This window comes from Streptomyces sp. AC602_WCS936, from assembly GCF_019049125.1.
Classification (GTDB): domain Bacteria; phylum Actinomycetota; class Actinomycetes; order Streptomycetales; family Streptomycetaceae; genus Streptomyces.
The window spans coordinates 383,259-408,849 of record NZ_JAGMUF010000112.1 but is presented as its reverse complement, the minus strand read 5'-3'; the positions used below and the strand labels follow the sequence as shown (position 1 = coordinate 408,849).

Annotated in this window: 18 protein-coding genes, 1 tRNA gene and 1 pseudogene; 19 read left to right on the top strand and 1 reads right to left on the bottom strand. The window is 72.4% G+C overall.

Annotation, left to right across the window (positions count from 1 at the left end):
- Window positions 1-85: 85 nt before the first annotated feature.
- From KUM03_RS31430 to KUM03_RS31345, 18 genes and pseudogenes are all read left to right on the top strand, one after another.
- On the top strand, window positions 86-1,435 hold the full coding sequence (locus KUM03_RS31430; protein WP_217253949.1) for an OFA family MFS transporter: 1,350 nt from the start codon (window positions 86-88) through the stop codon (window positions 1,433-1,435).
- The gene (locus KUM03_RS31425; RefSeq protein ID WP_217253948.1) at window positions 1,404-1,547 is read left to right on the top strand and encodes a hypothetical protein; all 144 of its coding nucleotides are present in this window, start codon (window positions 1,404-1,406) and stop codon (window positions 1,545-1,547) included. The genes KUM03_RS31430 and KUM03_RS31425 overlap by 32 nt, the downstream gene beginning before the upstream one ends.
- Before the next feature lie 137 nt (window positions 1,548-1,684).
- Window positions 1,685-2,635 (top strand): beta-ketoacyl-ACP synthase III, encoded by a 951-nt coding sequence (locus KUM03_RS31420; protein WP_217253947.1) that lies wholly within the window; start codon window positions 1,685-1,687, stop codon window positions 2,633-2,635.
- Window positions 2,636-2,936: 301 nt separating this feature from the next.
- Window positions 2,937-4,118 (top strand): ROK family transcriptional regulator, encoded by a 1,182-nt coding sequence (locus KUM03_RS31415; protein ID WP_217253946.1) that lies wholly within the window; start codon window positions 2,937-2,939, stop codon window positions 4,116-4,118.
- Between the two features lie 156 nt (window positions 4,119-4,274).
- A complete protein-coding gene (locus KUM03_RS31410) occupies window positions 4,275-5,792 on the top strand; it encodes a sugar ABC transporter ATP-binding protein (RefSeq protein ID WP_073730636.1) in 1,518 nt (505 codons plus the stop codon).
- On the top strand, window positions 5,789-6,808 hold the full coding sequence (locus KUM03_RS31405) for an ABC transporter permease (protein ID WP_217253945.1): 1,020 nt from the start codon (window positions 5,789-5,791) through the stop codon (window positions 6,806-6,808). The genes KUM03_RS31410 and KUM03_RS31405 overlap by 4 nt, the downstream gene beginning before the upstream one ends.
- A gap of 17 nt (window positions 6,809-6,825) precedes the next feature.
- On the top strand, window positions 6,826-7,869 hold the full coding sequence (locus KUM03_RS31400) for a substrate-binding domain-containing protein (protein WP_217253944.1): 1,044 nt from the start codon (window positions 6,826-6,828) through the stop codon (window positions 7,867-7,869).
- 85 nt (window positions 7,870-7,954) lie between these two features.
- Window positions 7,955-9,226: a Gfo/Idh/MocA family protein gene (locus tag KUM03_RS31395; RefSeq protein ID WP_217253943.1), complete on the top strand. Its 1,272-nt coding sequence runs from the start codon at window positions 7,955-7,957 to the stop codon at window positions 9,224-9,226.
- 13 nt (window positions 9,227-9,239) lie between these two features.
- Window positions 9,240-10,238, top strand: coding sequence for a sugar phosphate isomerase/epimerase (locus KUM03_RS31390; protein ID WP_217253942.1), 999 nt, complete (start codon window positions 9,240-9,242; stop codon window positions 10,236-10,238).
- 295 nt (window positions 10,239-10,533) lie between these two features.
- Complete coding sequence (locus KUM03_RS31385) at window positions 10,534-14,238, top strand: ThuA domain-containing protein (protein WP_217253941.1); 3,705 nt, start codon at window positions 10,534-10,536, stop codon at window positions 14,236-14,238.
- Between the two features lie 144 nt (window positions 14,239-14,382).
- Window positions 14,383-15,546 (top strand): annotated as a pseudogene (locus KUM03_RS31380) (inositol-3-phosphate synthase); the annotation flags it as partial.
- A gap of 707 nt (window positions 15,547-16,253) precedes the next feature.
- Window positions 16,254-17,339 carry an SCO3242 family prenyltransferase gene (locus tag KUM03_RS31375; protein ID WP_217253940.1) on the top strand — a complete coding sequence of 362 codons (1,086 nt, stop codon included), beginning with the start codon at window positions 16,254-16,256 and terminating at the stop codon, window positions 17,337-17,339.
- Window positions 17,336-18,322: a sugar phosphate isomerase/epimerase family protein gene (locus KUM03_RS31370; RefSeq protein ID WP_308406455.1), complete on the top strand. Its 987-nt coding sequence runs from the start codon at window positions 17,336-17,338 to the stop codon at window positions 18,320-18,322. Before KUM03_RS31375 ends, KUM03_RS31370 begins: the two co-directional genes overlap by 4 nt.
- Window positions 18,323-18,429: 107 nt before the next feature.
- The gene (locus KUM03_RS31365) at window positions 18,430-19,071 is read left to right on the top strand and encodes an EboA domain-containing protein (RefSeq protein ID WP_254400181.1); all 642 of its coding nucleotides are present in this window, start codon (window positions 18,430-18,432) and stop codon (window positions 19,069-19,071) included.
- Entirely contained in the window at window positions 19,071-19,919 is an 849-nt protein-coding gene (locus tag KUM03_RS31360) for a TatD family hydrolase (RefSeq protein ID WP_217253938.1), read from the top strand. The genes KUM03_RS31365 and KUM03_RS31360 overlap by 1 nt, the downstream gene beginning before the upstream one ends.
- Window positions 19,920-19,922: 3 nt before the next feature.
- Entirely contained in the window at window positions 19,923-21,125 is a 1,203-nt protein-coding gene (eboE, locus tag KUM03_RS31355; RefSeq protein ID WP_217253937.1) for a metabolite traffic protein EboE, read from the top strand.
- The gene (locus KUM03_RS31350; RefSeq protein ID WP_217253936.1) at window positions 21,122-22,537 is read left to right on the top strand and encodes a nucleotide pyrophosphatase/phosphodiesterase family protein; all 1,416 of its coding nucleotides are present in this window, start codon (window positions 21,122-21,124) and stop codon (window positions 22,535-22,537) included. Before eboE ends, KUM03_RS31350 begins: the two co-directional genes overlap by 4 nt.
- Before the next feature lie 114 nt (window positions 22,538-22,651).
- Window positions 22,652-23,866 carry a sugar phosphate isomerase/epimerase gene (locus KUM03_RS31345; RefSeq protein WP_217253935.1) on the top strand — a complete coding sequence of 405 codons (1,215 nt, stop codon included), beginning with the start codon at window positions 22,652-22,654 and terminating at the stop codon, window positions 23,864-23,866.
- 75 nt (window positions 23,867-23,941) lie between these two features.
- Here the strand turns inward: KUM03_RS31345 and KUM03_RS31340 are convergent, their stop codons facing one another.
- A complete protein-coding gene (locus tag KUM03_RS31340) occupies window positions 23,942-25,273 on the bottom strand; it encodes a DUF2254 domain-containing protein (RefSeq protein ID WP_217253934.1) in 1,332 nt (443 codons plus the stop codon).
- Window positions 25,274-25,414: 141 nt separating this feature from the next.
- Between KUM03_RS31340 and KUM03_RS31335 the strand changes: the two genes are divergently transcribed.
- A tRNA-Leu gene (locus KUM03_RS31335) sits at window positions 25,415-25,499 on the top strand.
- The last annotated feature ends 92 nt before the right edge of the window (window positions 25,500-25,591 follow it).

The following is a 25,591-nucleotide window of genomic DNA, read 5'->3' as shown; positions in this document are numbered from 1 at the left end:
ACGTGGAGGGTGAGGTCGCAGCCCGCACCGGGGTACCCGCACATGTCTTCTCAACCGCTTTCCATGTGCCTACGGTTGGGGACCCATGAGTCCCCCCGTCGCACCCCCGGGCTGGAGCCGCTGGCTCGTTCCCCCCGCCGCACTCTCCGTCCACCTCTCCATCGGCCAGGCCTACGCCTGGTCCGTGTTCAAACCGCCCCTGGAGTCCGCCCTCGGCCTCAGCGGCACGCAGAGCGCGCTGCCCTTCCAGCTCGGCATCGTCATGCTCGGGCTGTCCGCCGCCTTCGGCGGCACGCTCGTGGAACGGCGCGGCCCGCGCTGGGCGATGACCGTCGCCCTGGTCTGCTTCTCGTCCGGCTTCCTGCTCTCCGCGCTCGGCGCGGCCGTGGAGCAGTACTGGCTGATCGTCCTCGGCTACGGCTTCGTCGGCGGCATCGGCCTCGGCATCGGCTACATCTCGCCCGTCTCGACGCTCATCAAGTGGTTCCCGGACCGGCCCGGCATGGCCACCGGCATCGCCATCATGGGCTTCGGCGGCGGCGCGCTGATCGCCTCGCCCTGGTCGGCGCAGATGCTGAAGTCCTTCGGCACCGACAACTCCGGCATCGCCCTCGCCTTCCTGGTGCACGGACTCGTGTACGCCGTCTTCATGCTGCTGGGCGTGCTGCTGGTGCGGGTGCCGCGCCCGAGGGAACGGGCGGACGGCGAACCGGCCGCCCTCGAAGGCGTCCAGGTCTCGGCGCGCAGAGCCGTGCGCACCCCGCAGTTCTGGCTCCTGTGGGTCGTGCTCTGCATGAACGTCACGGCCGGCATCGGCATCCTGGAGAAGGCCGCGCCGATGATCACCGACTTCTTCGCCGACACCTCCGCACCGGTCTCGGTGACGGCCGCCGCCGGGTTCGTGGCACTGCTGTCGGCGGCCAACATGGCGGGCCGCATCGGCTGGTCCTCGGCCTCCGACCTGATCGGACGCAAGAACATCTACCGCGTCTACCTGGGCGTCGGCGCGCTGATGTACGCGCTGATCGCCCTGTTCGGCGACTCCTCCAAGCCGCTGTTCGTGCTGTGCGCGCTCGTCGTCCTCTCCTTCTACGGCGGCGGCTTCGCCGCGGTCCCCGCCTATCTGAAGGACCTCTTCGGCACCTACCAGGTCGGCGCGATCCACGGCCGGCTGCTGACCGCCTGGTCCGCGGCCGGCGTCCTCGGGCCGCTGATCGTCAACTGGATCGCCGACCGGCAGGAGGAGGCCGGCAAGCACGGCGCCGCGCTGTACGGAACGAGCTTCGTCATCATGATCGGGCTGCTGGTCGTCGGCTTCGTCGCCAACGAACTCGTCCGCCCGGTCCACCCCCGCCACCATGTGTCCGCCGCCCCGGCGACGGCCAGGGAGAAGGAGGCCGTCGATGTCCCACGACAGCAGCCAGAGTCCGCCTGACCTGCCTTCCCGGCGGCCGCTGATCGCCTTCACCTGGCTGTGGGTGGGGGCGCCGCTCGGTTACGGTCTGTACGAACTCGTCCGCAAGGCCACCCAGCTGTTCACCGGGTGACGCCCGAGAAGCGTCCGGGATGCTGACCGAAGCCGACAAGGCGGACGCCCGTTTCCTGTCGCTTCACCTGCCCTCGTACCCGTCGGTCACTGATCACACTGGTGGATCCCGTACCCGAGGCAGCGAGGACTCCACCCATGCACCACGGCTCCCGCATCACCGCCGTCGGCCACTACCAGCCCGCCGGAATCCTCACCAACGAGGACCTGGCGGGCATGGTCGACACCAGCGACGAGTGGATCAGGAGCCGTGTCGGCATTCGTTCCCGCCGTATCGCCGGGCCCGACGAGCCGGTCGACGAGCTGGCCGGCCACGCCGCCGCCAAGGCGCTCGCGGCGGCCGGGGCGACGCCCGCCGACGTGGACATGGTGGTGGTCGCCACCTCCACCGCGATCGACCGCTCCCCGAACACGGCCGCCCGCGTCGCGGCCCGCCTCGGCATCCCCGGGCCCGCAGCGCTGGACGTGAACGTCGTGTGCGCGGGCTTCACCCACGCCCTGGCCACCGCCGACCACGCCGTCCGGGCCGGCTCGGCGAGCCGGGCGCTGGTCATCGGCGCCGACAAGATGTCCGAGGTGACCGACTGGTCCGACCGCACCACCTGCGTGCTGGTCGGCGACGGGGCGGGGGCGGCCGTCGTGGAGCCCTGCGCCCCGGCCGGGGAGGCCGGGATCGGGCCCGTGCTGTGGGGGTCGGTGCCCGAGATGGGCAACGCGGTCCGCATCGAGGGCACCCCGCCGAGGTTCGCGCAGGAGGGGCAGAGCGTCTACCGCTGGGCGACCACGAAGCTGCCCGCCATCGCCCGCCAGGCCTGCGAGCGGTCCGGACTCGCACCCTCCGACCTCGCCGCCGTCGTCCTGCACCAGGCCAACCTGCGCATCATCGAACCCCTCGCCGCGAGGATCGGCGCCGTGAACGCCGTCGTCGCCCGCGACGTCGTGGAGTCCGGCAACACCTCGGCGGCGAGCATCCCCCTCGCCCTCTCCAAGCTGGTCGAGCGGGGCGAGATCACCACCGGCGACCCGGTGCTGCTCTTCGGCTTCGGCGGCAACCTCTCCTACGCCGGACAGGTTGTCCGCTGCCCCTGAACACCGTTTGCCGAGCACCGCCCGCTGACACACCCGGCGTTCGAACCAGAGGAAACCACGAGGTCAGCGGCGGTTGATGGGCCGCCCGGCGTGATGGCCGGGCGGCCCTGCCGCGTCCCGTGCCCGCGAACACCCGACCCGTCTTTGTCCACTCAGTGGAGAAAGTTCGCAGGAATTCGTGCAAGACTTCTTCCCACGCCGGGCGCCCACTGCTACGTTCCCTCCGAAAGCAAGCCAAGGAACGTGGCCGGAAACCGGCACACTCAAGGCCGATTGAGGCGGGGAGGGGCTCGTGAGACGCATGACCGCACGACCCGCCAACACCCACCAGGCGCGACTGCTCCAGCTGCTGCGCGACTCGGGACCCAACTCCCGCGCCCAGCTCGGCGACCAGGTCGACCTCTCCCGGTCGAAGCTGGCCGTCGAGGTGGACCGGCTGCTGGAGACCGGGCTGGTCGTGGCCGACGGGCTCGCCGCCTCGCGCGGCGGACGCCGCAGCCACAACGTCCGGCTCAATCCCGAACTGCGCTTCCTCGGCGTCGACATCGGCGCGACCTCGGTCGACGTCGCCGTCACCAACGCCGAGCTGGAGATCCTCGGACACATCAACCAGCCCATGGACGTACGCGAGGGACCGGTCGCGGTCTTCGAGCAGGTGCTGTCCATGGCCGCCAAGTTGCGTGCCTCGGGGCTCGCGGAGGGTTTCGACGGCGCCGGCATCGGCGTCCCGGGGCCGGTCCGCTTCCCCGAGGGCGTGCCGGTGGCTCCGCCGATCATGCCGGGCTGGGACGGCTTCCCCGTGCGGGAGGCGCTCAGCCAGGACCTCGGCTGCCCGGTCATGGTCGACAACGACGTGAACCTGATGGCGCTGGGGGAGCAGCACGCGGGCGTCGCCCGCACCGTGCACGACTTCCTCGTCGTCAAGATCGGTACCGGCATCGGCTGCGGCATCGTCGTCGGCGGTGAGGTCTACCGCGGTACGACGGGCAGCGCGGGCGACATCGGGCACATCCAGGCCGTGCCCGACGGACGCCCCTGCGCCTGCGGCAACCGGGGTTGCCTGGAGGCCCACTTCAGCGGCGCGGCCCTGGCCCGCGACGCCACCGAGGCCGCCCAGCAGGGACTGTCGGCCGAACTCGCGGGACGGCTGGAGGCGAGCGGGGGCCTCAGCGCCGCCGACGTCGCCGCCGCGGCCGCCGCGGGCGACGCCACCGCGCTCGACCTGATCCGGGAGGGCGGCCGGAGCACCGGCCAGGTCATCGCGGGTCTGGTCAGCTTCTTCAACCCGGGCCTGGTGGTGATCGGCGGCGGGGTGACCGGCCTCGGCCACAACCTGCTCGCCGCGATCCGCACCCAGGTCTACCGCCAGTCGCTGCCGTTGGCGACCGGCAACCTGCCCATCGTCCTGGGCGAGCTGGGCCCCACCGCCGGAGTCATCGGCGGAGCCCGGCTGATCAGCGACCACCTGTTCTCACCCGCGTAGGCACCGTCCGCCTTCACGGGCCGCACAGCACCACCCGGCACAGCGCCCTACCCCGGTATGCCCTGTTCCATCCCGTTCTGTATCAAGATCTGCTCAGCACTGCCCTGCCTCGCTCTGCCCTGACACCGGCCCGCATGCCCGCCGAGGGGACCTCACATGGCACCAGAACCACCGCTGCTCAGCATGTCCGGCATCACCAAGTCGTTCCCCGGAGTCCGGGCCCTGGACGGCGTCGACCTCGACGTCCAGGCGGGCGAGGTGCACTGCCTGCTCGGCCAGAACGGCGCCGGCAAGTCCACCCTCATCAAGGTGCTGGCCGGCGCCCACCAGCCCGACACCGGCACCATCAGCTGGCGCGGGGAGGACGTCACGCTGCGCTCGCCCATCGCGGCCATGCGCCTCGGCATCGCCACCATCTACCAGGAACTCGACCTGGTGGAGCACATGTCCGTCGCCGAGAACGTCCACCTCGGCCACGAGCCGACCTCGGCCGGTTTCGTCGTCCGCGGGAAGGCCGCCAAGGAGTCGACGGCCGCGCTGCTGGCGCGGCTCGGGCACCCGGAGGTCGACCCCGGCCGGCTGGTGGGGGAACTCTCGGCGGCACAGCAGCAGATCGTGTCCATGGCGCGGGCGCTCTCGCACGACGTACGGCTGATCGTGATGGACGAGCCGTCCGCCGCGCTCGACCCGGACGAGGTCGACAACCTCTTCCGCATCGTCGCCGACCTCACCGCCGACGGCGTCGCCGTCGTCTACATCTCGCACCGCCTGGAGGAGATCCGCCGCATCGGCGACCGGGTCACCGTCCTCAAGGACGGGCGGGCCGTCGCGGGCGGGCTGCCCGCCGAGTCGACGCCCACCCGCGACGTCGTGGCGCTGATGACCGGCCGCAACGTCGAGTACGTCTTCCCCGAGCGGCCGGCCGCGCCGCCCGCGGGCGAGCCCGTGCTGAGCGTCAAGGGCCTGTCCCGCGAGGGCGAGTTCGAGGCCCTCGACCTGGAGGTCCGGCCCGGTGAGATCGTCGGTCTCGCCGGACTCGTCGGCTCCGGCCGCTCCGAGATCCTGGAGACGGTCTACGGCGCCCGCAAGGCGGGCACCGGCCAGGTCCTCGTCGAGGGACGCCCGCTCAGGCCCGGCAGCGTGCGCGCCGCCGTCCGCGCCGGGCTCGGGCTCGCCCCCGAGGAGCGCAAGGCGCAGGCCCTGCTGATGCTGGAGTCCGTCACCCGCAACGTGTCGGTCTCCGCCATGTCCCGCTTCTCGCGCGGCGGCTGGCTCGACCGCGGCGCCGAACTGGACGCGGCCCGCGCGGCGACCCGCGAGCTGTCCCTGCGGCCCGACAACCCCTCCGTACCCGTGCGCACCCTGTCCGGCGGCAACCAGCAGAAGGCGGTCCTGGCCCGCTGGCTGCTGCGCGGCTGCAAGGTCCTGCTGCTCGACGAACCCACCCGCGGCGTCGACGTCGGCGCCCGCGCCGAGCTGTACGCGGTCGTCCGCCGCCTCGCCGACGAGGGCCTCGCCGTCCTGCTGGTCTCCAGCGAGGTGCCCGAGGTGCTCGGCCTCGCCGACCGCGTGCTGGTGCTGCGCGAGGGCCGGGTCGTGCACGAGGCCCCCGCCCGCGAACTCGACGAACACCGCGTACTCGACCTCGTGATGGAAGGAAGCCCGGCGTCATGACGCAGCACGTGTCCCCGCCCCGGGACGGCACCGGCAAGGCGGCACCGGTGGACGGTCCGCCCGCCTGGCGGGTCCAGTTGGGCCGCGCCGACGTCCGCACCCTCACCCTGCTCGGCGTGCTCGCCGCACTGGTCCTCATCGGCGGCATCACCCAGCCCGACTCGTTCCTCGACACCCGCAACCTCCAGCTCGTGCTCACCCAGGCGTCCGTGATCGGTGTCGTCACCGTCGGCATGACCTTCGTGATCATCTCCGGGGGCATCGACCTGTCCGTGGGCGCCATCGTCGCCCTGTCGTCGGTGTGGGCGACCACCGTCGCCACCCAGGAGTTCGGCTTCTTCGGCATCCTCTTCACGGCGATCGTGGTGGGAGTGGGCTGCGGACTGGTCAACGGGGTGCTCATAGCCTTCGGCCAGATGGTCCCCTTCATCGCCACCCTCGCCATGCTGGCCTCGGCCCGCGGCCTCGCGCTCCAGATCACCGACGGCAGCACCCAGGTCGTCACGGTCCCCAGCGTCCTCGACCTCGGCGAGCGCGACGCCTACGTCCTCGGCATCCCGCCGCTGGTCCTGGTCTTCGCGGCCGTCACCGTCATCGGCTGGCTGGTGCTCAACCGGACCACCTTCGGCCGCCGCACCGTCGCGGTCGGCGGCAACGCGGAGGCCGCCCGCCTCGCCGGCATCGACATCCGCCGCCAGCGGCTCTACCTCTACCTGCTGTCCGGGCTGTGCTGCGGCATCGCCGCCTTCCTGCTGATCGTCCTGGCCGGCTCCGGCCAGAACACCAACGGCAACCTCTACGAACTCGACGCCATCGCCGCCGCGATCATCGGCGGCACCCTGCTCAGCGGCGGCCGCGGCACCATCGTCGGCTCCGTGCTCGGCGTCCTGATCTTCACCACCATCACCAACATCTTCGCCCTGAACAACCTCGAGACCGCCGTCCAGCAGATCGCCAAGGGAGCGATCATCGTCGCCGCCGTGCTGGTCCAGCGCCGTACCGCAAGCACGCATTGAGGAAAGGGTCCACCGTCATGACGAACCTCACGAGCCGCAGAGGGCTGCTCTTCGGAGCCGCCGCCGTGTCCGCCGGTGCCGTCCTCACCGGGTGCACGAGCAACGAACCCGACGACGGCGGCGACAAGGCCGCGGACACCCAGCCGGCCGCCGACGACAAGCCGGGCAAGCCGGTCACCATCGGCTACGCCGGCCCGCTGGCCGACCACGGATGGCTCAACGCCGTCAACGACCAGGCCGAGAAGCGCGCCGAGAAGTACTCCGACGTCACCATGGAGGTGACCGAGGGCTCCAACGACACCGCCCAGCAGATCGGCCAGATCGAGACCCTCATCAACAAGAAGGTCGACGTCCTGGTCATCCTGCCCGCCGACGGCAAGGCGCTGACCCAGGTCGGACTCAAGGCGATGCGCGCCGGCATCCCGGTCATCAACCTCGACCGCATCTTCAACAGCCCGCAGGCCTACCGCTGCTGGGTCGGCGGCGACAACTACGGCATGGGCCTCAACGCCGCCCACTACATCGGCGAGAAGCTCAAGGACAAGCAGGGCGCCAAGGTCATCGAGCTGGCCGGCCTGGACAACCTGGAGCTGACCCAGCAGCGCACCAAGGGCTTCGACGACGGCCTGAAGAACTACCCGAACATCCAGAAGGTGGCCCGCCAGGCCGCCGAGTTCACCGTCGAGTCGGGACAGGCCAAGATGGCGCAGCTGCTCCAGGCCCAGTCCCAGTTCGACGCCCTGTGGAACCACGACGACGACCAGGGCGTGGGCGCGCTGCGCGCCATCGAGCAGGCCGGGCGCGACGACTTCCTGATGGTCGGCGGCGCGGGCGCGCTCTCCGCCTTCCAGGCCATCAAGGCGGACAGCGGCGTGCTGAAGGCGACCGTGCTGTACCCGCCGACCATGGCCGCCTCCGCGATCGACCTCGCCCGTGCGCTCGGCCAGGGCAAGGGGGTCAGCGGCCTCGCCGAGTTCGAGATCCCCTCGACCGTCACCTGCTACTCGGCCGTCGTCGACAAGGAGAACGTCGACCAGTACATGTCCACGGGCTTCAAGTGAGGGCCGCCGCCCCGGAGCGGCCCGACCAGCCGACCGGGGCGGGGTCCACCCCCCACCGCGCCACGACGACGAGGAGGACATCCGCATGGGACAGCCGCAGCAGCCCGAGGGGGCCGGGGAGCACGAATCGGCCACCGGGAGCGGGGCCGGCAACGGGACCGGAGCGACGGGGGCGTCCGCGACCAGACCGCCGCTGCGCGTCGGCATGGTCGGCTACGCCTTCATGGGCGCCGCACACTCCCAGGGCTGGCGCACCGCCGGCCGGGTCTTCGACCTGCCGCTCAACCCGGTGCAGGCGGCCATCTGCGGCCGGGACGCCGACGCCGTCCGCACGGCTGCCGACCGGCACGGCTGGGCGAGCACCGAGACCGACTGGCGGACCCTGGTGGAACGGGACGACATCGACCTCGTCGACATCTGCACCCCCGGCGACAGCCATTCCGAGATCGCGCTGGCCGCGCTCGCCGCCGGCAAGCACGTGCTGTGCGAGAAGCCGCTGGCCAACACGGTCGCGGAGGCGGAGGCGATGACCCGGGCGGCTGAGGAGGCCGGCGCCCGCGGCCAACTGGCCATGGTCGGCTTCAACTACCGCCGGGTGCCCGCCACCGCGCTGGCCCGGCGGATGGTGGCCGAGGGCCGCGTCGGACGGCTGCGGCACGTGCGGGTGACGTACCTCCAGGACTGGCTGGTCGACCCGAAGGCGCCGCTGACCTGGCGGTTGCGCAAGGAACTGGCCGGCTCGGGTGCCCTCGGCGACCTGGGCGCCCACATCGTCGACCTCGCGCAGTATCTGACGGGGGAGCGGATCGCGGGCGTCTCCGCCCTCACCGAGACCTTCGTACGGGAACGCCCGCTGCCCGAGGGCGCCGCCCGGGGCCTGTCGGCGGGTTCCGCCGACGGCACCACGGGGCAGGTCACCGTGGACGACGCCGCCGTGTTCACCGGCCGCCTCACCTCCGGCGCCCTGGTCTCCTTCGAGGCCACCCGGTACGCCACCGGCCGCAAGAACGCCCTGCGCATCGAACTCAACGGTGAGCGCGGATCGCTCGCCTTCGACCTGGAGCGGCTCAACGAGCTGGAGTACCACGACGGTACGGAGCCGGGGGAGCACGCCGGTTTCCGCCGCATCCTCGTCACCGAACCCGAGCACCCCTACCTGGACGCCTGGTGGCCGCCGGGCCACGGCCTCGGCTACGAGCACACCTTCGTCCACCAGGTGCGCGACCTCGTCCACGCCGTCGCCCAGGGCCGCCGGCCCGAACCGTCCTTCGCCGACGGGCTGCAGGTGCAGCGCGTGCTGGCCGCGGTCGAGGAGAGCGCCGAGAAGAACTCCGTCTACACCCCGATCGTGGTCTGAACAGGAGCGTCCCGTGCCACGCAACTTCACTCTCTTCACCGGCCAGTGGGCGGACCTGCCCCTGGAGGAGGTCTGCCGGCTCGCCCGCGACTTCGGCTACGACGGCCTGGAACTCGCCTGCTGGGGCGACCACTTCGAGGTCGACAAGGCCCTGGCCGACCCGTCGTACGTGGACTCGCGCCACCAGCTGCTCGACAAGTACGGGCTGAAGTGCTGGGCGATCTCCAACCACCTGGTCGGCCAGGCCGTGTGCGACGCCATCATCGACGAACGCCACGAGGCCATCCTGCCCGCCCGCATCTGGGGCGACGGCGACGCGGAGGGCGTACGGCAGCGGGCCGCGGCCGAGGTCAAGGACACCGCGCGGGCCGCCGCACGCTTCGGCGTCGACACCGTCATCGGCTTCACCGGCTCGGCGATCTGGCACCTGGTCGCCATGTTCCCGCCCGCCCCGGAGTCCATGATCGAACGCGGTTACCAGGACTTCGCCGACCGCTGGAACCCCATCCTCGACGTCTTCGACGCCGAGGGCGTGCGGTTCGCCCACGAGGTCCACCCCAGCGAGATCGCCTACGACTACTGGACGACCCAGCGGGCGCTGGAGGCGGTGGACCACCGCCCGGCCTTCGGCCTCAACTTCGACCCCTCGCACTTCGTGTGGCAGGACCTCGACCCGGTCGGCTTCCTGTGGGACTTCCGCGACCGGATCTACCACGTCGACTGCAAGGAGGCCCGCAGACGCCTCGACGGCCGCAACGGCCGGCTCGGCTCCCACCTGCCGTGGGGCGACCCGCGCCGCGGCTGGGACTTCGTGTCGGCCGGCCATGGCGACGTCCCCTGGGAGGACGTCTTCCGGATGCTGCGCTCCATCGACTACCAGGGCCCCGTCTCCGTGGAATGGGAAGACGCCGGCATGGACCGCCTTCAGGGCGCCCCCGAGGCCCTCACCCGGCTCAAGACATTCGACTTCGAGCCGCCGACCGCGTCCTTCGACGCCGCGTTCAACAGCTGATCCGCACGCCCGGCAGCAGGCCGGGACGGGGACCGGAGGCCGGAAGAGCCCCTGCCGGTCCCCGGTCCGGCCTGCCCGGATGCCGCTTTGTCCTGCGATGAGATGAAGTTCAACTATTCCTGGCCCTGGGGCTGTTGGCCCAGGACGAACGCGGCTACCGTCGCTGAAGTGTTCAGGACACTCACGCCTCCGGGGTGACGGCGCACCCCGGCGCCCGCACCGCACGTCTCCTCACGCACGTACCGCACGTCTTCGCACCATCCCGTACGGCCCATCCCGTTCCCGGAGGGACTTCGTGCACAGAAGCAGACCCAAAGGCACCCGCACCACGAGGCGTCCCAGACTTCGCACCGCCCTCGCCCTGGTCACCGGCCTGATGCTGGCCGTGGGCACCCCGGCGACCGTCGCCGGAGCACAGCCGGCGGCCGACGAGCCGGCCGCCGCCGAGGGGCAGTTCCAGCAGGTACCGCTCGCCAAGGGCGAACCCGAGATGGGCGAGCCGATGTCGCTCGCCGTGCTCCCGAACCGCAGCGTCCTGCACACCTCGCGCGACGGCACCCTGCGCATCACCGACCAGGGCGGCGTCACCAAAGTCGCCGGCAAGCTCGACGTCTACAGCCACGACGAGGAGGGCCTGCAGGGCGTAGGCGTCGACCCGGACTTCGAGAACAACCGGGCGATCTACCTCTACTACGCCCCGCCGCTCGACACCCCCGCGGGCGACGCCCCCGAGACGGGAACCGCCGAGGACTTCAAGAAGTTCGACGGCGTCAACCGCCTCTCCCGCTTCGTCCTCAACCCCAACGGCACGCTCGACATGGCCAGCGAGAAGAAGGTCCTGGACGTCGCGGCCTCCCGCGGCACCTGCTGCCACGTCGGCGGCGACATCGACTTCGACGCCGAGGGCAACCTCTACCTGTCCACCGGCGACGACACCAACCCCTTCGCCTCCGACGGCTACACGCCGATCGACGAGCGGGCCGACCGCAACCCGGCCTTCGACGCCCGCCGCAGCTCCGGCAACACCAACGACCTGCGCGGCAAGATCCTGCGCATCAAGGTCGCCGAGGACGGCTCGTACACCGTCCCGGACGGCAACCTCTTCGCCCCCGGCACCGAGAAGACCCGCCCCGAGATCTACGCGATGGGCTTCCGCAACCCGTTCCGGATGAACATCGACGAGAAGACCGGCACCATCTACGTCGGCGACTACGGCCCCGACGCCGGCGCCGCCGACCCGAACCGGGGCCCGGCGGGACAGGTCGAGTTCGCCAAGGTGACCAAGCCCGCCAACTTCGGCTGGCCCTTCTGCACCGGCGACAACGACGCCTACGTCGACTACGACTTCGCCACCAAGACCTCCGGGGAGAAGTTCGACTGCGCCGCCCCGAAGAACACCTCACCGCACAACACGGGCCTCACCGACCTGCCGCCCGCGCAGGCCGCCTGGATCCCGTACGACGGTGACTCCGTGCCCGAGTTCGGCAGCGGCTCCGAGTCCCCCATGGGTGGCCCGGTCTACCGCTACGACCCGGACCTCGACTCCTCCGTGAAGTTCCCCGAGGAGTACGACGGTGACTTCTTCGCCGGCGAGTTCGGCCGGCGCTGGATCAAGCGGATCGAGCAGACCGAGGACGGTGCGGTCGCGAAGATCAACGACTTCCCGTGGACCGGCACCCAGATCATGGACATGGAGTTCGGTCCGGACGGCGCGCTCTACGTCCTGGACTACGGCCTCTCCTGGTTCCAGGGCGACAAGGACTCCGCGCTCTACCGGATCGAGAACGCCGACGACGGCTTCTCCCCGATCGCCGAGGTCAGCGCGAACAAGACGTCCGGCGCCGCCGGCCTGAAGGTCAAGTTCACCGCCTCCGCCAAGGACGCCGACTCCCCGGACCTCACCTACAGCTGGGACTTCGGCGACGGCACCAAGGGCGAGGGCCTGACCCCCACCCACAAGTACAGGAAGGTCGGTACCTACACCGCGACCTTCACCGCCAAGGACCCCGAGGGCAACACCGGCAACGCCAGCGTCCGCGTCGTCGTCGGCAACACCGAGCCCAAGGTGAAGATCGAGGTCCCGGGCAACGGCACCCTGCTGCCCATGGGCGAGCCGATCCCCTTCAAGGTGAAGGTCACCGACCCTGAGGAGACGATCGACTGCTCCAAGGTCAAGGTCGCCTACAGCCTCGGTCACGACTCCCACGCCCACGAGCTGACCAGCGAGACGGGCTGTGAGGGCACCCTCAACCCGCCGCCCGGTGACGGCGGCCACGACCCCAACGCCAACATCTACGGCGTGGTCGGCGCCAGCTACACCGACGGCGGGGCAGGCGGCCAGGAGGCCCTGACCGGCACCGCGCGCACCGTCATCCAGCCGCCGCACCGCCAGGCCGAGCACTTCACCACCCAGTCGGGCATCAAGACGTACGACAAGACCGGCGCCAACGGCGGCAAGACCGTCGGCGACATCAACGACGGCGACTGGATCTCCTTCAGCCCCTACAAGTTCGACGGGCAGAAGAAGCTGACCGTCCGCGCCTCCTCCGGCGGCTTGGGCGGCTTCATCGAGCTGCGCACCGGCTCGCCCACCGGCAAGCTGCACGGCTCCGCGTACATCCCGCCGACCGGCAGCTGGGAGACGTTCCAGAACGTCGACGTGCCGCTGCGGTCGCTTCCCAAGCGCACCACGGAGATCTACCTGGTCTTCCGCGGCGGCGACGGCGCGCTCTACGACGTGGACGACTTCGAGTTCTCCAAGGAGCCGTTCAAGAAGGGCAAGAAGGTCCTGGTCTTCTCCAAGACGGCCGGCTTCCGCCACGACTCCATCCCGGAGGGCATCGCCGCCCTGAAGGAGCTGGGCGCCCCGGCCGGCATCTCGGTCACCGCGACCGAGGAGGCCCGCCAGTTCACCACGGCCAACCTCGCCAAGTACGACGCGGTCGCCTTCCTGTCCACCACCGGTGACGTGCTCAACGCCGACCAGCAGAAGGCGTTCGAGAACTACGTCAAGAACGGCGGCGGCTACATGGGCATCCACGCCGCCGCCGACACCGAGTACGACTGGGAGTTCTACGGCGGCCTGGTCGGCGCCTACTTCGACTCGCACCCGGCCATCCAGAAGGCCACCGTGCGAGTCCACGACCACGACCACCCGTCCACCGCGCACCTCGGCGACACCTGGGAGCGCACCGACGAGTGGTACAACTACCGCACCAACCCGCGTGAGCAGGCCAAGGTCCTCGCCACCCTCGACGAGACCACCTACGACGGCGGGAACATGAAGGGCGACCACCCGATCGCCTGGTGCCAGAACTACGGCGGCGGCCGCTCCTTCTACACCGGCATGGGCCACACCAAGGAGTCCTACGCCGACGAGGCCTTCCGCGCCCACCTGCTCGGCGGCCTGCGGTACGCCACCGGCCAGGTCAAGGCGGACTGCAAGCCGAGCAAGGGCTACCGGGACATCTTCAACGGCGAGACCCTGGACGGCTGGAAGCAGGCCGGCCCCGGCGAGTTCACCGTCAAGGACGGCACCATGGAGTCCGAAGGCGGCATGGGCCTGCTCTGGTACCAGGCCAAGGAGCTGAAGTCGTACTCCCTCAAGCTCGACTGGAAGATGCGGGGCGACGACAACTCCGGGATCTTCGTGGGCTTCCCGGCCTCCGACGACCCCTGGTCCGCGGTGAACAAGGGCTACGAGATCCAGATCGACGCCACCGACGCGCCCGACCGCACCACGGGCTCCGTCTACTCCTTCAAGTCGGCGAACATCAAGGCCCGTGACCAGGTCCTGCGGCCGCCCGGCCAGTGGAACTCCTACGAGATCAAGGTCCGAGGCGAACGCCTCCAGGTGTTCCTCAACGGAGTCAAGATCAACGACTTCACCAACAAGGACCCCGATCGGAGCCTGACCGACGGCTACATCGGCCTGCAGAACCACGGCGCCGACGACCAGGTCTCCTTCCGCAACATCCAGCTGAAGGAACTGCCCTCCTAGGGCGCCCCCGCCCCTCCGGGGCAACCGGAACGGCGGCGGGCGGAGGACGCCGGACCTCCGCCCGCCGTCCCGCCGGAGCCACCGCGCCCGGCACTCCCTCTTCCGGCGCTCGCACCAGGTTCGCGTACGACAAGGAGGCTGCCCATGTCCGCCGAACCGTCCCTGCCCGCTCCCTCCACGGCCCCGCGTTTCGGCGTCTGGCTCATCGGGGCGCGCGGCTCCGTGGCCACGACCGCGATCGCGGGCTGCGCCGCCGTCGCCGCCGGGCTCCACCCGCCGACCGGCATGGTCACCGAGACCCCCGACTTCGCCGCGTGCGGTCTGCCATCGTTGTCGTCCCTCGTCTTCGGCGGTCACGACACCCTCGACTGCCCGCTGCCCAAGCGTGCCGAGCACCTCGCCGCCGGCGGCGTCCTGCCGCACGGCCTGCCCTCCGCCGTGCACGCCGAACTCGTCGCCGCCGACCGCGAGATCAGGCCCGGCGGCCCCCTGCCCGGCGACATGGACGGCGGACCCGCCCGCACCGACGACGACTGGATCGACGTGTTCGCGGCCGACATCCGCGACTTCGTCCGCCGTCACCACCTCGCGGGCGCCGTCGTGGTGAACGTCGCCTCCACCGAGCCCGCACCCACCGACGGCTCGCTGCCGCCCAGCTCCCTCTACGCGGCGGCCGCCCTGCGCGCCGACTGCCCCTACGTCAACTTCACCCCCTCCACGGGCCTGCACCACCCGGCGCTGGCCCCCCTTGCAGAGGCCTCGGGCCTGCCGTACGCGGGCCGCGACGGCAAGACCGGGCAGACCCTGCTGCGCTCGGTGCTGGGCCCGATGTTCGCGCAGCGGGCGCTGGCGGTCCGGGCCTGGTCGGGCACGAACCTGCTGGGCGGCGGCGACGGTGCCGCCCTCGCCGACCCGGCGGCCGCCGCCGCGAAGAACGCCGGCAAGGAACGCGTCCTCGCCGACACCCTCGGCACCGTGCCCGAGGGCGAGGTCCACATCGACGACGTGCCCTCGCTCGGCGACTGGAAGACCGCCTGGGACCACATCGCCTTCGACGGCTTCCTCGGCGCCCGCATGTTCCTCCAGACCACCTGGCAGGGCTGCGACTCGGCGCTCGCCGCCCCGCTCGTCCTCGACCTGGCCCGGCTGGCCGCCCGCGCCCGCGAGCGGGGCCTGTCCGGTCCGCTGGGCGAACTGGGCTTCTACTTCAAGGACCCGGTCGGTGACGGCCCCGCGTCACTGGCCGAGCAGTACGCCGAGCTGAAACGCTTCACCGGGCGACTGCGGGACGGCGCGGACGAGCGGGGAGACGACGCCGACGTCCAGGGGGACGGCTCGGACCTCCGGGGGGACGACGGGGGCCGGGGTGCCGTCGGGACCGACGCGTACCGGGGTGCGCCCGGGGACGGCGCGCCGGGGGACGGCAGGGCCGGGGACGGCGCGCCCCGCGACGGCGCGTCCGGGGACGTCGGGGGCCGGGGTGCCGTCGGGACCGACGTGTACCGGGGCGGGCCCGGGGGCGGCGCGCCGGGGGACGGCAGGGCCGGGGATGGCGCGCCCCGCGACGGCGCGCCCCGCGACGGCGCGTCCGGGGACGTCGGGGGCCGGGGTGCCGCCGGGACCGACGCGTACCGGGGCGGGCCCGGGGGCGGCGCGCCGGGGGACGGCAGGGCCGGGGACGGCGTGCCCCGCGATGGCGCGCCCCGCGATGGCGCGTCCGGGGACGTCGGGGGCCGGGGTGCCGTCGGGACCGACGTGTACCGGGGTGCGCCCGGGGACGGCGCGCCGGGGGACGGCAGGGCCGGGGACGGCGTGCCCCGCGATGGCGCGCCCCGCGATGGCGCGTCCGGGGACGTCGGGGGCCGGGGTGCCGTCGGGACCGACGTGTACCGGGGCGGGCCCGGGGACGGCGCGCCCGGGGACGGTGGGGCCGGGGGCCGGGGGACCCGGAACCCGGGAGCGAACGCGGGGGCCGGCGGGTCCCGGCCGGGCGCCGACGAGCGCGGTGAGCAGCGGTGAGCCGCGCGGCAGCCGCGGCGCGGGCCGGGGCCGCGGCGGATCCCTCCGCTCCGGGGCAGGGCCCGACGTCCGGCGCCGTCGCCCCGGCGGCCTCCTCCGGCGCCGTGTCCCGCGCTTCCCGCAGCCGCGCGGGACGCGGCGGCGCCGGCGCCTGGGCCGAACTGCTCCGCCTCCCCGCCCTGTTCACCGTCCCCGGCGACGCCCTGGCCGGCGCGGCGGCGGCCGGCGCGCGGCCGGGCCCCCGGACCCTGCTCGCCATCGGCTCCTCCCTGTGCCTGTACGAGGCCGGCATGGCCCTGAACGACTGGGCGGACCGCGCCGAGGACGCCGTGGAACGGCCGCACCGCCCCCTGCCGTCCGGCCGCATCCGCCCGGCGGCCGCCCTCGCGGCGGCCGGTGCCCTCACCGGCGCCGGACTGGCGCTGGCCGCCGGTGCCGGACGCCCCGCCCTGGCGGTGGCCGCGCCCCTGGCGGCGACCGTCTGGGTCTACGACCTCGCCCTGAAGCACACACCCGCCGGACCGGCGGCCATGGCCGCCGCCCGCGGGCTGGACCTGCTCCTCGGCGCCGCCGCCACCGGAGGCGGCACCCGTGCCGCCCTGCCCTCCGCCGCGCTGCTCGGCAGCCACACCCTCGCGGTCACGGCCGTGTCCCGGCGGGAGACGACCGGAGGTTCGGTCCTGGCCCCGCTCGCGGCCCTCGCGACGACGGGGGCGCTGACCCGGCTGGTCACCGACGGCCGCATCCGACTCCCGGCAGGCCGGCGGGCAGCAGCCGCCCCCGGCCTGCCGGGCTCCACCCCGGCCGCCCGGCCCTCCCGGGCCACCGGCGCCCTCACCACCGCACTGGCCGCCGCCTACGCCGCCACCGCCGCCCGCCCCTACTTCCACGCCACGCTCAACCCCTCACCCCCACTCACCCAACGCGCCGTCGGCGGCGGCATCCGGGCCACCGTCCCGCTCCAGGCCGCACTGGCCGCCCGCTCCGGCGCGCCCGTCACCTCCGTGCTGGTCGCCGCCCTGGCCCCGGCAGGCCGGATGTTCGCGCGGAGGGCCGGCATGAGGAAGGTGAGCATCACGTGAGCACGCACCCCTCTCCAGGACCGCAGGGGCGGACGGCGCCCGGCCCGCGAACACACCGGGACGAGGCCGGGGACGCCACGCGCTCCCTCCGCTTCGGCTACGGCACCAACGGACTCGCCGACCTCCGTCTCGACGACGCCCTCGCCCTCCTCTCCGACCTCGGCTACGACGGCGTCGGCCTGACCCTCGACCACATGCACCTCGACCCGCTCGCTCCCGACCTGGCCGCCCGCACCCGGCGGGTCGCGCACCGGCTGGCGGAACTCGGACTCGGCGTCACCGTGGAGACCGGCGCCCGCTACGTCCTCGACCCGCGCCGCAAGCACGGCCCCTCGCTCCTCGACCCCGACCCCGGGGACCGAGCGCTCCGCACGGACCTGCTGCTGCGGGCCGTGCGCGTCGCCGCCGACCTCGGTGCGCACGCCGTGCACTGCTTCAGCGGCATCACCCCGCCCGGGACGGACGAGGAGACGGCCTGGAAGCGCCTGGCGGAAGCCCTCACCCCGGTCCTGGTCGCCGCCGAGGCCGCCGGTGTGCCGCTCGCGGTGGAGCCCGAACCGGGGCACCTCCTGGCCGACCTCGACGGCTTCCACAGGCTGCGGCGCACCCTCGGTGACCCCGAGACCCTCGGTCTCACCCTCGACATCGGTCACTGCCAGTGCCTCGAACCCCTCCCTCCCGCCGACTGCGTACGCGCCGCCGCTCCCTGGCTGCGTCACGTCCAGATCGAGGACATGCGCCGCGGCGTCCACGAACACCTCCCCTTCGGTGACGGCGAGATCGACTTCCCGCCCGTCCTCGAGGCCCTCGCCGCCACCGGCTACCAAGGCCTGACCGTCGTCGAACTGCCCCGCCACTCCCACGCGGGCCCCCACTTCGCCGAACGCTCCCTCCCCTTCCTCCGCCGGGCCGCCGCCCCCTCACCCCGCACGAACCGCTCGGGCGAGCCCTCCGCCACCCACCGAAGGGAGCCACACCCATGACGCAGCCACACGCCACCCACGGCACATCACGAACCCGGTCCGCGGACGGCCCCCTCGCCGAGCGAAACCCCCAGGACCCCACCCCCGCCCACACGTCGCCCGCCCACATGCCGCCCGCCGACCTGCGCGCCGCCCTCACCGCCGTGCTCGGCGGAGCCGCCCGCGCCTGGCTGGACCAGGCCCTGGACGAGGCCGCCGCCCACCCCGGCACCCACGGCCCCATCTCGGTGTGGGAGCTGCGCCTGGCCGAGGCCGGCCGCCGCTGCGGCCCCGCCCACGCGGACGCCGCCCGCGTCCTGGTCCTGCACGCCGCCCGCGCCGGCACCGACGCCCTGACCCGGGTCTACTACCAGGGCACCGCCGACGAACGCCGCGCCGTCCTGCACGCCCTGCCGCACCTCGTCCCCGGCCCGGACGCCCTCACGCTCCTCGAGGACGCCCTGCGCACCAACGACACCCGGCTGGTCGCCGCCGCACTCGGTCCGTACGCCGCCCGGCACCTCGACGCCCACCAGTGGCGGCACGCCGTGCTCAAGTGCCTGTTCACCGGCGTCCCCGTCGACCACGTGGCGGACCTCGCCCGACGGGCCGCCGGCGACGCGGAACTCGCCCGCATGCTCGCCGACTACGCCGCCGAACGCACCGCCGCCGGCCGCCCCGTCCCCGAAGACCTCCACCGCGTCCTGGCCCTGACCGAGTCCGAGCCTCCCGCCCCCGGCCCGGTCGACCCCCACGGCAAGGAGTCCTGATGCGCATCTTCGACCCCCACATCCACATGACCTCCCGCACCACCGACGACTACGAGGCCATGCACGCCGCCGGCGTCCGCGCCGTCGTCGAGCCCTCCTTCTGGCTCGGCCAGCCCCGTACCTCCCCCGACTCCTTCCGCGACTACTTCGACGCCCTGCTCGGCTGGGAACCCTTCCGCGCCGCCCAGTACGGCATCGCCCACCACTGCACGATCGCCCTCAACCCCAAGGAGGCGAACGACGCCCGCTGCGCCCCCGTCCTCGACGAACTGCCCCGCTACCTCGTCAAGGACCGGGTCGTGGCCGTCGGTGAGATCGGCTACGACTCCATGACCGCCGCCGAGGACACCGCCCTGGCCGCCCAGCTCCAGCTCGCCGCCGACCACGGCCTGCCCGCCCTCGTGCACACCCCGCACCGCGACAAGCTCGCCGGCCTGCGCCGCACCCTGGACGCGGTGCGCGAGTCCGCGCTGCCCACGGACCGGGTGCTGGTCGACCACCTCAACGAGACCACCGTGAAGGAGGCCAAGGACAGCGGCGCCTGGCTCGGCTTCTCCGTCTATCCGGACACCAAGATGGACGAGGCCCGCATGGTCGCCCTGCTGCGCGAGTACGGCCCGGAACGGGTCCTGGTGAACTCCGCCGCCGACTGGGGCAAGAGCGACCCGCTCAAGACCCGCAAGGTCGGCGACCTGATGCTCGAAGAGGGCTTCACCGAGGACGACGTGGACCGCGTGCTGTGGCGCAACCCCGTCGCCTTCTACGGCCTCAGCGGACGCCTGAGCCTGGACGTCACCTCGCAGGACGCCACGCACGAGGGCAACTCCATCCTGCGCGGCGGTGAGTGAGCCATGCGCTTCCGGCACCCGGACGGCTCCACCGTCCACCTCGCCTACTGCACCAACGTCCACCCCGCCGAGACCCTCGACGGCGTCCTCGCCCAGCTCCGCGACCACTGCGAGCCCGTTCGCCGCCGCCTCGGCCGCGACCGCCTCGGCATCGGGCTGTGGCTCGCCAGAGACGCCGCCCACGCCCTGGTCACCGACCCCTCCGCGCTGCGCGGCCTGCGCTCCGAACTCGACCGGCGCGGCCTGGAGGTCGTCACCCTCAACGGCTTCCCCTATGAGGGCTTCGGCGCCGAGGAGGTCAAGTACCGCGTCTACAAGCCGGACTGGGCCGACCCCGAACGCCTCGAGCACACCACCTCCCTGGCCCGTGTCCTCGCCGGACTGCTGCCCGACGACGTCACGGACGGCTCCATCTCCACCCTGCCGCTCGCCTGGCGCACCGCCTACGACGAGACCCGCGCCGACAAGGCCCGCACCGCCCTGGTCACCCTCGCCGAACGCCTCGACGCCCTCCAGGACCTGACCGGCCGCTCCATCCGCGTCGGCCTGGAACCCGAACCCGGCTGCGTCGTCGAAACCACCCGCGACGCCATCGCCCCGCTGACCGCGATCGCGCACGACCGCATCGGCATCTGCGTCGACACCTGCCACCTCGCCACCTCCTTCGAAGACCCGCACACCGCCCTGGACGCGCTGACCGCGGCCCGCGTCCCCGTCGTCAAGTCCCAGCTCTCCGCCGCCCTCCACGCCGAACACCCCTCCCGACCCGAAGTACGCGACGCCCTCGCCGCCTTCGCCGAACCCCGCTTCCTGCACCAGACCCGCACCGTCACCCCGACGGACTCCGCCGCGGAGGCTGCGGCCACGGCCGGCCTGCGCGGCACCGACGACCTCGACGAGGCCCTGGCCGACAACGGCCCGCTGCCCGACACCGCGCCCTGGCGCGCCCACTTCCACGTCCCCCTGCACGCGGCGCCCGCCGCGCCCCTCACCTCCACCCTCCTCGTGCTCAAGGCCGCCCTGACCCGCCTCGTCGGCGGCCCGCACCCGCTCACCCGCCACCTGGAGGTCGAGACCTACACCTGGCAGGCCCTCCCGCCCGAGCTGCGGCCCCGCGCCCGCGCCCAGCTCACCGACGGCATCGCCGCCGAGCTCACCCTCGCCCGCGACCTGCTGACCGACCTCGGCCTCAAGGAACTGCCATGACCTCCACCACCTCCTCCGGTGTACCGGCACCCTCCGGGCAACCGACCCCCCTCCTCGTCCTCGACGTCGTCGGCCTCACCCCCCGTCTCCTCGACCACATGCCCCACCTCAAGGCGCTCGGCCAGTCCGGCTCCCGGGCCCCGCTCGGCACCGTCCTCCCCGCCGTGACCTGCGCCGCCCAGTCCACCTTCCTCACCGGCACCCACCCGTCCCAGCACGGCATCGTCGGCAACGGCTGGTACTTCCGCGAACTCGGCGACGTCCTGCTGTGGCGCCAGCACAACGGACTCGTCGCCGGCGACAAACTCTGGGACGCCGCCCGCCGCGCCCACCCCGGCTACACCGTCGCCAACATCTGCTGGTGGTACGCCATGGGCGCCGACACCGACATCACCGTCACCCCCCGCCCCGTCTACTACGCCGACGGCCGCAAGGAACCCGACTGCTACACCCGCCCTCCAGCCCTGCACGACGAACTCACGGAAAAACTCGGCACCTTCCCCCTCTTCCACTTCTGGGGACCCGGTGCCGACCTGGTCTCCAGCCAGTGGATCATCGACGCCACCCGCCACATCATGGCGACCCGTCACCCCGACCTGACGCTCTGCTACCTCCCGCACCTCGACTACGACCTGCAGCGCTTCGGCCCCGACGACCCGCGCTCCCTGAAGGCGGCGGCCGACCTGGACGCCGCCCTGGCCCCCCTCCTCGACGACGCCCGCGCCGAGGGACGCACCGTCGTCGCGCTGTCCGAGTACGGCATCACCCCCGTCAGCCGGCCCGTGGACATCAACCGCGCCCTGCGCCGCGCCGGACTGCTCGAGGTGCACACCCAGGACGGCATGGAATACCTCGACCCGATGGCCTCCCGCGCCTTCGCGGTCGCCGACCACCAGATCGCCCACGTGTACGTCCGGCGCCCCGAGGACCTGGACGCCGCCCGGGCCGCCCTCGACGGGCTGCCGGGCATCGAGCAACTCCTCGACGACGAGGGCAAGAAGGCCCACGACCTCGACCACCCCCGCGCCGGCGAACTCGTCGCCGTCGCGGAGCCCGACGCCTGGTTCACGTACTACTACTGGCTCGACGACGACCGCGCGCCCGACTTCGCGCAGCTCGTCGAGATCCACCGCAAACCCGGCTACGACCCGGTCGAGCTGTTCATGGATCCCCTCGACCCCTACGTCAAGGTCAAGGCGGCCACCGCCCTGGCCCGCAAGAAGCTCGGCATGCGCTACCGCATGGCGGTCGTGCCCCTGGACGCCTCACCTATTCGCGGCAGCCACGGCCGCCTCCCAGCGAGCGACGACGACGGTCCGCTCCTCATCTGCTCCACCCCCCGCGCTGTCGGAGACCGCGTCGCGGCCACCGACGTGAAACAACTCCTGCTCCGGCTGGCCGGACTCGGCTGACGCACCACCCGGCAACGTCACCGAGATCCGACTACTGAGAGTGAAACACACGGCACTGACAACGGCCCGCCCCAGCCGCATCGGAGCAGGCCACGACCCAGAAGGCAGGCACCCGTGACCCCGTTCTCAGACCCCGCCCGCACCGGCGCCACCGCGGACCCGTCCCCCGACGGCCCGGACGAGGGCCTGCGCCGCACCCTCGGCGTGGACCGGCGCCGCTTCCTCAGCACCTGCACCGCCGTCGCCGCCGGCGCGGTCGCGGCACCCGTGTTCGGCGCCGCACCGGCTCTGGCCCACGACCGGGACAGAGACCACGACCGGGACCGCGACCACGGACACGGACGCGGACACGCCCTCGTCCCGGCGGACAAGCGCGGCATCATCCTCTACACGGTCCGTGACGCGACCGCCCGCGACCCCCTCGCCACCCACCTGCCCTCCGGCTTCCGCGAGGTGTTCAAGCAGCTCTCCCGCCACGGCTACCGCCAAGTGGAGTTCGCCGGCTACCGCCAGCACGCCAACGCCCCCGGCGGCGCCAACCTGGAGTCCGTCGAGGGCGCCAGGCTGCTGCGCTGCTGGCTCGACGACTACGGGCTGCGCGCCCAGGGCAACCACGGCTTCATCCCGCCCTCCTGGCCGCTCACCACGGCGGACAAGGACACCTTCAAGAAGCACCTGGAGATCGCCAACATCATCGGCATGGACCACATGGGCACCGGTGGCGACCCCACGGGCAGCTCCTACCGCGCCGACTGGGACGTCGCCGCCGACAAGTGGAACGCGCTCGGTGAGATAGCCCGCCGCGAGGGCATCAAGCTCTACACCCACAACCACGACAGCGCCTACGGCTTCCTGCTCGACGGCGGCCCGCTGGACGACCAGGGCCGGCCGACCCGCAGCTCCGGCATCCGGAAGCTCGAGTACTTCCTGAAGGTCACCGACCCCAGGCTGGTCTGGCTGGAGATGGACATCTTCTGGGCGCACGTCGCCCAGTACAAGTTCCACACCTACACCGCCCACGACGGCTCGACCCGGAAGAACGTCTTCGACCCGGCCGGTCTCGTCGACCGCCACAACAGGCGCTACCCGCTGTTCCACGCCAAGGACGGCGTCGTCAGCACGACCAACGGCATGGGCTACGACATGGTGCCCTTCGGGACCGGCGTCATCGACTACACGACGTTCTTCTCGCGGGTCGGGCAGCGGAACTACCACAACCCGATGATCGAGGACGACAACTCCCCGAGCGCCACCGACCCGGCGCAGTCCCTGCGCGAAGCCAAGATCAGCTACGACAACCTGGCGGCCCTGCGCAGGCGTCGCCGCTGACCCGTAGCACGGAGAACACGGACCGGGCGGTCCCTCCCGCAGCACGCGGGAAGGGCCGCCTGGTCCGTTCGCGGGTCAGCCGATGCCCTGCCGGTCCGGGAGCAGGGCGAAGGCCCGATCCGCAGGCGTCGGCACGCTCCGATCGACGGCCTGCCGCAGCAGCTCGCGGTGGCGGCGCAGCGGCTCGCGCCGCTCCGGCGGGGCGAGCAGCAGCAGGTCGTCGAGCCCGGCCAGTATCCGCCGCGTGACCTGCGCGTTCCCCACCCCGCAGGACCGGATCTCGGTGAACCCGAGGTCCACCAACTCTGCCCAGCCCGGCACGGGCTGAACCAGCCGGACGGCACCGCGCCGGTCCCGGTGCACGACGGCGTCCAGCGGCCGACGGGACAGGGAGGCCAGGATCTGGACGATCCGGTCCAGGGCCTGGACGGCGGTGGTGGGATCGTTGACCGCGCTGGACAGGGCCCGCAGCGCGATGTCGGACAGCTGGCGCAGCCCGAATGCCAGGTCCTGGTGGAAGGTGCGCTCCACCCCCACGCTCAGGGCGTACCGCAGCACCCGGCGCGGGGGCGCCTGCCCGCCGTGCACCGCCAGGACGGGGGTGCCGGGCACCAGGAAGTCACCGATGCGCGGGACGAGCCGCAGCACCACCCCGTGTTTGCGTGCCGCCCGCACCAGACGCGTGATGTGCACGTCCCGCAGCACACCGGGGTGCCCGCCGTGCTCGACCCACGCCGTCACCGGCCCGAGAGCGGGCGCCCGCCCGTCCTCCGCCGGCGCGGGCATCAGCGCCGCCACCCGGAAGGACTCCGCCGCGATCCGGGCGATCACATGACTGACCCGCATCAGCCGCAGCGTCGCGTTCACGTACATCACGAAGAGCAGCAGGCTCAGCGCGACCATGACGAGCGTGAGCACCGACTGCACCAGCGGGACAGAGGTGGTGACCCGGGGATCGGGCGTGCTGTCGTAGCTCGTCAGGACGAGCAGCGTCAGCACGAAGGTGGCGAGGAAGATCGCGAACGTCGCCTTCGTGATCCGGCTGCGCACGAAGAGCCGCACCACCCGCGGGGTGAACTGCCCGCTCGCCATCTGCACGGCCACCAGCGAGATGCTGAACACCACACCGATGAACGTCATCATCGCCGAGCCGACCGCGGACACCACCGTCTTCGCGTCGTTCGCGAACCGCAGCAATTCGCCGACCGTCTCGTAGTCACCGTCGTCCTGCAGCGACCGGACGAGAGCGGCGTCCAGTTCCTGGGCCACCAGCCACACCACGAAGACGCCCACCATGGCGGCGGTGGGCGCGAACCAGAACGTGTCCCGCAGATGCTCCCTGAGCGGCGACAACGCGTGCGGCCGACGACGCGGAAGCGGGCTCTGGGTAACCGACCAGTCACTCATGGTGCGACCTTAGGTGCAACGGAGCCGTCGGCCCCGGACCGGCGCTCAGGGGAAGGAAACGCAGGTGAAAGGCACTGCGAAACCTTGGTATGGTTGTCCATGTCGCCGCGAGGGAAAGCCCGCGCAGGCGGCAGACACCTAGTCCGGGTGGCGGAATGGCAGACGCGCTAGCTTGAGGTGCTAGTGCCCTTTATCGGGCGTGGGGGTTCAAGTCCCCCCTCGGACACAGATCACAGATCGACAGATCAGGTCGAGCGAGATGCCGGCCGGGAGACATCCCGGCCGGCATCTCGCGTTTGTGCGCGCGGTACGGCGCCG

Coding starts and splice junctions, on each gene's coding strand:
- KUM03_RS31430 (WP_217253949.1), top strand. CDS start 86: ATGAGTCCCCCCGTCGCACCCCCGGGCTGGAGCCGCTGGCTCGTTCCC.
- KUM03_RS31425 (WP_217253948.1), top strand. CDS start 1,404: ATGTCCCACGACAGCAGCCAGAGTCCGCCTGACCTGCCTTCCCGGCGG.
- KUM03_RS31420 (WP_217253947.1), top strand. CDS start 1,685: ATGCACCACGGCTCCCGCATCACCGCCGTCGGCCACTACCAGCCCGCC.
- KUM03_RS31415 (WP_217253946.1), top strand. CDS start 2,937: ATGACCGCACGACCCGCCAACACCCACCAGGCGCGACTGCTCCAGCTG.
- KUM03_RS31410 (WP_073730636.1), top strand. CDS start 4,275: ATGGCACCAGAACCACCGCTGCTCAGCATGTCCGGCATCACCAAGTCG.
- KUM03_RS31405 (WP_217253945.1), top strand. CDS start 5,789: ATGACGCAGCACGTGTCCCCGCCCCGGGACGGCACCGGCAAGGCGGCA.
- KUM03_RS31400 (WP_217253944.1), top strand. CDS start 6,826: ATGACGAACCTCACGAGCCGCAGAGGGCTGCTCTTCGGAGCCGCCGCC.
- KUM03_RS31395 (WP_217253943.1), top strand. CDS start 7,955: ATGGGACAGCCGCAGCAGCCCGAGGGGGCCGGGGAGCACGAATCGGCC.
- KUM03_RS31365 (WP_254400181.1), top strand. CDS start 18,430: ATGCCGCCCGCCGACCTGCGCGCCGCCCTCACCGCCGTGCTCGGCGGA.
- KUM03_RS31360 (WP_217253938.1), top strand. CDS start 19,071: ATGCGCATCTTCGACCCCCACATCCACATGACCTCCCGCACCACCGAC.
- eboE (WP_217253937.1), top strand. CDS start 19,923: ATGCGCTTCCGGCACCCGGACGGCTCCACCGTCCACCTCGCCTACTGC.
- KUM03_RS31350 (WP_217253936.1), top strand. CDS start 21,122: ATGACCTCCACCACCTCCTCCGGTGTACCGGCACCCTCCGGGCAACCG.
- KUM03_RS31340 (WP_217253934.1), bottom strand. CDS start 25,273: ATGAGTGACTGGTCGGTTACCCAGAGCCCGCTTCCGCGTCGTCGGCCG.